Annotated in this window: 7 protein-coding genes; 6 read left to right on the top strand and 1 reads right to left on the bottom strand. The window is 27.9% G+C overall.

Annotation, left to right across the window (positions count from 1 at the left end):
• Positions 1 to 681, bottom strand: a 681-nt coding sequence (locus tag ACPKM0_RS11835) for a mannitol dehydrogenase family protein (protein WP_472476206.1), incomplete at its 3' end; no start/stop codon positions are given.
• Positions 682 to 1,273: 592 nt separating this feature from the next.
• Between ACPKM0_RS11835 and ACPKM0_RS11830 the strand changes: the two genes are divergently transcribed.
• The 6 genes from ACPKM0_RS11830 to ACPKM0_RS11805 form a co-directional block, all read left to right on the top strand.
• Complete coding sequence (locus ACPKM0_RS11830; protein WP_472476204.1) at positions 1,274 to 2,239, top strand: sugar ABC transporter substrate-binding protein; 966 nt, start codon at positions 1,274 to 1,276, stop codon at positions 2,237 to 2,239.
• A gap of 66 nt (positions 2,240 to 2,305) precedes the next feature.
• Positions 2,306 to 3,805 carry a sugar ABC transporter ATP-binding protein gene (locus ACPKM0_RS11825; protein WP_472476203.1) on the top strand — a complete coding sequence of 500 codons (1,500 nt, stop codon included), beginning with the start codon at positions 2,306 to 2,308 and terminating at the stop codon, positions 3,803 to 3,805.
• 17 nt (positions 3,806 to 3,822) lie between these two features.
• Positions 3,823 to 4,776: an ABC transporter permease gene (locus tag ACPKM0_RS11820; protein ID WP_472476201.1), complete on the top strand. Its 954-nt coding sequence runs from the start codon at positions 3,823 to 3,825 to the stop codon at positions 4,774 to 4,776.
• A gap of 55 nt (positions 4,777 to 4,831) precedes the next feature.
• The gene (locus ACPKM0_RS11815) at positions 4,832 to 5,803 is read left to right on the top strand and encodes an alpha/beta hydrolase (RefSeq protein ID WP_472476199.1); all 972 of its coding nucleotides are present in this window, start codon (positions 4,832 to 4,834) and stop codon (positions 5,801 to 5,803) included.
• Positions 5,804 to 5,968: 165 nt separating this feature from the next.
• A complete protein-coding gene (locus tag ACPKM0_RS11810; protein ID WP_472476198.1) occupies positions 5,969 to 7,003 on the top strand; it encodes a LacI family DNA-binding transcriptional regulator in 1,035 nt (344 codons plus the stop codon).
• A gap of 23 nt (positions 7,004 to 7,026) precedes the next feature.
• Positions 7,027 to 7,203, top strand: a 177-nt coding sequence (locus ACPKM0_RS11805) for a PfkB family carbohydrate kinase (RefSeq protein ID WP_472476208.1), incomplete at its 3' end; no start/stop codon positions are given.

The following is a 7,203-nucleotide window of genomic DNA, read 5'->3' as shown; positions in this document are numbered from 1 at the left end:
ATTTGGGAAATTGATATTCTCTTTTACCCAAGATAGTATTTGTGGATATTTAATTGAAATAAATTCATAAATACAACCTTTTAACATATTACCATTCTCTGGAACATTGTCGCAGCTCATTATAGTAACTGGAGCCTTAGTCGAATTAAATCTTATAAATAAAGATTCACTTAAAGCTCCAATAACAGAAGAAGGAGTTTCAAAAGCTTCTAAATCTTTAACAATTGATGGGTGTTTTAAATCTAGTTTATGATTATCACTATCATAACAATATCCTTTTTCAGTTACTGTTAATGTAATTAGTTTAGTATTTTTAGAGCTAAGAATACTTAAAACTTTTTTAGCTTCAATTGTTGCATTTGAATACCCAGCAATACCCCCTCTAACAGATAAATTGGAATTTCCAAAAGGATCTTTCTCTAAAGCAGTATATAAATAGTTTTGTGCTTTAAGCGTTTTGTAAAATTTTTCATCAGTTGGGATTAAATCAATTTCATAAACTCCATCTTTATATATTCCTTGTTCCATTAATTCATCTATATATGATAAAAAATGTGCTCTATGAAAAGCTCCAAGTCCTATATGAACTAAAGAAGGGTTTAGTCCTTTTCTATTATAATGAGGAACATTAATAGACTTTGATTCAATTTCAGCCAGATTTTCATTAGTAAGTGTTAACATTTATATACTCCTATTTAAGATAGATAAATTAAATCGATTAAATATTGTCAATTAAAATTCAAACTAAACTTAAAAATTATTATTAATTCTTAATATAATAAATAAATTAGCATTGAAATTTGAAAAAAGCAAGTAAAATTTTAATCGATTAAATATTAAAATCACTAAAAATTACAAATTCCTAACAAAAATTAGGATAATAATGAGTTTGAATGTGATAAATCCAAATAATAAATTTTGATCAAAGCTAATTAATATTTGCTTATATATTAAATTAAATTAAAAACCAGATTGATTGATTTTTTAATCAAAAATAAAAACAAAAAAATTTAATTTTTTAATAAAAGAGTGAAAAAAACTTTATTTAAAGCTTTTAAACATGGGTTTTGGTTATTGTTAATCTAAAGTTAGTTTTTGGATAAATAAAGCTTTTTTATAAGTGGTTTGTAATATTTTTATAAAAATCTGGTTAGAAATTTAGTCTAAAAAAATTATAAAAAATAAAAGTTGACAAGAATATATATTGAAGCTATGATAAATTTAAACGATTAAATTTTTATAAATTTGATTTTATAATAAAAGGAGTATACGAATGAGAAAGTTTTGTTTGCAATTACTTGTAGTATTAATGTTAGGTACAAGTTTTGCTTTTGCACAAGGTTCTGAAGAAGTCTCAACAGAGTCAACTGGTGAGAAGGCAATGAAAGATATTACAGTTGCATATGTTTGTTCAGATTTAGGTAATGAAATTTTTGCAATGCAAGTAAAGGGTATGGCTGAATATTCAAAGAAAATTGGTATTAATTTTGTTTATAAAGCATGTAATACTACTGGTGATAAAATTACAGCATGTGAAAACTATATTTCAGCAGGTGTTGATACAATTATAGTTCATGTTAATGATGCACCAGCTATGGAATCAGTTATGAAAGAAGCTCAAGCAAAGGGTATTAAATTCTTTGCTTATGATACACCAATTGAAGGTGCTGATGCATTCTATGGTTGGAAAAACTACGATTTAGGTTATGCAATTGGTTTAAATGCAGCTCAATGGGTTAAAGCTACTTTTGATGATTCAGAAACAGTTAATGCCGCTTCTTGTAACTTCCCAGAATATAATTTCTTAGTTGAAAGAGAACAAGGTTATTTAGATGCATTAGCAAAAGAATGTCCAAATGTTGATTTTGTAATTCAAGGCGTTGGTGGTTATACAAATAATGGTGTAACTTCTGGTGAGAACTTCTTACAATCAGGTAAAGAAATTAACTTAGTTGTAGGTATCAATGATGGTGGTTGTTTAGGCGTATTAGAAGCATTTAATGCTGCAAATTATGGTAATGATAGAGTTGCTATTTTTGGTTGTGATGCTACAAATGATGCATTAGCAGCAATTAAAGCTGGTGGTATTTATAGAGGAACAGTAACAACTGACTTAATTAGTTTAGCTGATGATTTTATTGATATTGCTGTTGATATGGCAAAAGGTGGTGCAGGTGGAGATTTCTATGGTCCTGTTACTCCAATTACAATTGAAAATGTTGATGAATATATTAAATAATTTTTTAACTAATTATTTATTTTAATAGAGATACCTTTTTAGGTATCTCTATCTTGGAAGAATTGTATGAAAAATGAAAAAAAAGAAGTATTATTATCTCTTAAAAATATCAAAAAGATGTATCCTGGTGTTGTAGCATTGGATGATGTTTCTTTAGATGTTTATAAGGGTGAAGTTTTAGCTCTACTTGGTGAAAATGGGGCAGGAAAATCTACATTAATAAAAATAGTTACTGGTGCTATTACTCCTAGTGAAGGAACAATAGAATTTAAAGGTAAAGCCTATAAAGGGCTTACTCCCTCTAGTTCCCAAAGTATTGGTATAGCTGCTATATATCAAGAATTTACTTTAGCAAGTACATTGACAGTTGCTGAAAATATTTTCTTAGGTCAAAGAGTAAACAATGGGCAAATTATTGATAAAAAGAAATTAAACAATGAAGCATTAAAAGTAATTAAAAGGTTGAAGGTAGAAATAAAACCTTCTGCTTTGGTTTCAAGTCTATCTGTTGCTCAAAAACAAATTGTAGAAATTGCAAAAGCTTTATCTAAAAATCCTGAATTTATTATTATGGATGAACCAACAGCTCCATTGACTGATAATGAAGTTGAAACATTGTTTGGGATTGTAAATGAGCTAAAAGCTCAAGGTATTACTATTATTTATATTTCTCACAGATTAGATGAAATATATAAAGTTGCTGATAGGGCGGTAATATTAAGAGATGGTAAATACATTACTTCACAACTTGTTAAAGATGTTACTAAAGATCAACTTATATTTTATATGGTTGGAAGAGAACTTAATAAGACATTCCCAAATAGAATTAAGAATTATGGTGAAAATGCTCTATCTGTTAGAGATTTATCTGGGGCAAAGAATGATAAAATATCCTTTGATTTAAAAAAAGGTGAAATTCTTGGACTTGGTGGATTAGTTGGTGCTGGTAGAACTGAGTTAGTTAGACTTATTTTTGGTGCTGATGATAAGAAAACTGGTGAAATTTATGTAAATGGTAAAAAGGTTGAAATTAAGAGGCCTTGGGATGCTGTTAAAAATGGAATTGGTTTAGTCTCTGAAGATAGAAAAGAATTAGGTGTTTTATTAAGAATGAGCATTGCTCATAACATTACTTTACCTATTTTAAAAAAGATCTCTGATGGATTAATTATTAATAAGGACAAAGAGAAACATGAAGTTGATAAACAAATAAATGAATTAAAAATTAAAACACCAACTTCAAATCAAAAAGTAGTCAATTTATCTGGAGGTAATCAACAAAAAGTTGTTTTAGGTAAATGGTTGGCTAGTGATGTACAAATATTAATCTTAGATGAACCAACTAGAGGAATTGATGTTGGTAATAAGCAAGAAATATATCATTTAATTGGGAAATTAGCTGAAAGTGGCAAAGCTATAATAGTCGTTTCATCTGAAATGGAAGAGCTATTAGGCATAACTGACAGATTATTAATTTTGTATGAAGGTAAATTTGTTAAAGAACTTCAAAAAGAAGATTATTCTCAAGAACTGGTGCTTCGTTATGCTTCAGGTGAAATACAATAAAAAGGAACAAGAAAATTATGAATAATAATAAATTATCAAATTATATAAAGGAATATTCTATTGTCATTGTATTAATTGTATTAGCAATTATTTTTAGTTTTGGTAATTCAGCTTTTATTAAAACAAGTAATATTGTAACAATTTTTAGACAATCATCAATTTTAGGGATTGCATCCATGGGTGGAATGTTTGTTATGATTTCTGGAGGCATTAACCTTGCAATCGGTGGTGTAATTTCTTTAGTAACTGTTGTAACTGCTTTGCTTGCTGCAGAAGCTGGTGTTAACTGGGTATTAGCAATGTTAGTTGCTATATTAGTTGCTACAGTTGTTAGTGGTTTTATGGGCTGGGTTATTGAAGAAACAAAAATTGTTGCTATGATTGGTACTTTTGCTTTTAATACCATATTTGCAGGTCTAGCATATATTATTTGTGGTGGCTTACCAGTTTATGGAATTCCTGCTGAATCTAAGATTTTAGGACAAGGTTTTATTTTAGGTCTTCCAATTTCTATTATAATGTTTATTTTAATTGCAGTAATAACAGCTTTTATTTTTAATAAAACATACTTTGGTAGACAATATTTTGCATCTGGTAGTAATGATGATGCTGCAAGACTTTCTGGTATTAACACTAAAAAAATCCGTGTAATTGGTTATGTAATTAGTGGTGTCTTATGTGGTATTGCTGGTGTTATAATGTATGGTCGTGTAGGATCAGGACAACCCTCAGCTGGTACTGGAATGGAAATGGATGTTTTAACAGCAACAGTTATTGGTGGTGTATCTTTAGCTGGTGGAGAAGGTAAAGTATTTAAAGCTTGTTGTGGTGTTGTATTAATTTCTATGTTAACTAACGGATTAACCCTAATGAATATTGATGAATATGTTCAAATGGTAATTCGTGGTTTAATATTTGTTAGTGCTGTTATAATTGATAGTTATCAACATAGTAAAGCAAACAGTCAATAAGAGTTAATTTATAGTCTGATATTTAAATAATATCAGTAAAAATAAGGAAATCATTATGAAAAATGTTAATTATAAAAAATATATAGAACCTGAATATGGTGAACTATCTAAAGAAGTTTATCTTGAAACTCCTTATGAATTTGATGCTGAAAATATTGTTTATTGGAGAAATAACTATAATTATAAAGTCCAAAATTTGCTTACAAACTATTGGGTAAATAGAAGAGTTTTTAAAGATGTGATGGATGTTAAAATAAAGAATGATATTATTGAATATTATGATTATGAACTTCCAGTTAGAATCTATTCCCCAAATAAAGAAGGAGTTTTCCCGGTATTAGTATTTTATCATGGTGGTGGATTTATGATGAATACTCTTGATATATATGATTTAGTTTGTAGATATTTATCAAAATTTGGTGATATTGTTGTTGTCGCTCCTGATTATAGATTAGCACCAGAATATAAATTTCCCTTAGGTCTTAATGATTGTTATAAAGCTTTAGAATGGTCTTATGAAAATATGAAAAATCTTAATGGAAACAATAAAATCTCAGTTTGTGGAGATAGTGCCGGTGGTAATTTTTCTGCAGTTGTTTCAATGATGGCTAGAGATTTAAAAGGTCCAAAGATTGAAAAAGAAATTTTAATATATCCTTGTGTACTTTTAGGAACCCAAGAGGAAAAAACTGAAGCAGAAATAAAATATGGGAAAGGTTATGAATTAGATTATGATGGATTGGATGGTATTATTCCATATTATTTAGATAATCCAGATGATATATATAATCCGTATGTATCTCCTATTTTAGGTAATGCCGCTAATTTACCACCAACTTATTTTATTTCAGCAGAATGCGATATCTTATTAGATCAAGGATTAATGTATGCAACTAAATTAGATGAGGCAAATGTTAAGGTTGAATATAATATATATAAGGGAATGCCACATGGCTTTATTAACAGACCTTACCAAATGACATTTAATGCTTTAGATGACATTTGTGATATTGTAAATTTAGATTAGTTAATTGATATATTAGAAAATATTCTAATTCTTATATTTGTTCATTTATTTTAATGTATTTCTTTATATTTATTTTTTAAATCTAAATTTGAATATAGTCATAAAAATATTTGTTTTTTATATGCTACTTTTTTTTAGTAATATAAGCGATTAAAGTGGGGCGTAATGCAAGCTAAAAAAGTGTCCATGAAAGAGGTTGCAGATAGAGCTGGTGTCTCTATTGCAACGGTATCTCATGTTATAAATAATTCATGTAATGTAAAAGGTCAAACCAAAAATTTAGTTGATAAAGCAATTGAAGAGCTAAATTATAGAGTTAATCCAACTGCTAGAAGATTAAGGACAGGAGAGTCAAAGATTATAGGCTTTATGGTCTCAAACTTAAGTCATTATTTTTATCATGAAATCGGTTCTACAATAGAGCAAATATTAGTTGATAATGGTTATGAAATTTTATATATAAATTCTCAAGAGGACCCAGAAAAAGAAAAAAAACAATTAGAGATTTGTAGATCTGAAAATTTTGCTGGAATTATTGTAATACCTGTTAATGAAGATTGGAAATATTTGTCTTCAATTGTAAAAAATATTCCTTTAATATTTATAGATAGAAAACCCAAAAACATTAGAAGAGATTCTGTTTTAAGTACTAATGCTTTAAGTAGTTTTCATCTTACTTGTGAATTAATAAACAGAGGAGCTAAAAAAATAGCATTTGTATCTTCGAAATATGATAACACTTTCCAAATGAGAGTAGATGGTTATAAGGATGCTCTTGAGCAAAATAATTTACCAATTGATGATGAATGTGTAATTTATGGCAGTAAAAGACCTATGGTATATAGTGAATTAGCACTAGATCCAGAATGGAGTCAGATTATTGATTTTCTAATTAATAAAAAGAAAGTAGATTGTATTATTTCAGGAAATGACCTTTGTGCTTTTGGAGTTATTACTTATTTAAGAGAACATAAAATAATTTTACAAAAAGATATAATTTTTGGAACTTTTGATAATGCTTTCTGGATGAATAATATAAGAGAAGAGATTATAGCAGTAGAGCAAAATACTATGGCTATAGGAGAAAAGGCTGCTAAATTATTGATGAGTAGAATAAATGGTGAGGCTTTTATTTATGATGATTATTGCATTGATACTAAGCTAGTTTCAATTAATCAAAATGAAATTACTACATTATAAAATTATAAAAAGAGAGATGTGCTATGTTAAATATTATTGCATTAGGTGAATTATTAATAGATTTTATTCAAGAAGGAAATAGTAAAAGTGGAAATCCCATTTATGAAGCAAATCCAGGTGGAGCGCCTTGTAATTTCTTATCTATGATAAAAAAACTAGGATATAATGCAGCCTTTATTGGAAAAATTGGAAATGATAAT

The sequence above is a fragment of the Pleomorphochaeta sp. genome (genome assembly GCF_050031695.1).
GTDB lineage: Bacteria > Spirochaetota > Spirochaetia > Sphaerochaetales > Sphaerochaetaceae > Pleomorphochaeta.
Note: the sequence above shows the minus strand (reverse complement) of the source record. Positions and strands in the feature narration are given on the sequence as shown.

Bases quoted from the DNA above. Each gene is read 5' to 3' on its own strand.
- ACPKM0_RS11830 (WP_472476204.1), top strand. From the start codon at position 1,274: ATGAGAAAGTTTTGTTTGCAATTACTTGTAGTATTAATGTTAGGTACA.
- ACPKM0_RS11825 (WP_472476203.1), top strand. From the start codon at position 2,306: ATGAAAAATGAAAAAAAAGAAGTATTATTATCTCTTAAAAATATCAAA.
- ACPKM0_RS11820 (WP_472476201.1), top strand. From the start codon at position 3,823: ATGAATAATAATAAATTATCAAATTATATAAAGGAATATTCTATTGTC.
- ACPKM0_RS11815 (WP_472476199.1), top strand. From the start codon at position 4,832: ATGAAAAATGTTAATTATAAAAAATATATAGAACCTGAATATGGTGAA.
- ACPKM0_RS11810 (WP_472476198.1), top strand. From the start codon at position 5,969: ATGCAAGCTAAAAAAGTGTCCATGAAAGAGGTTGCAGATAGAGCTGGT.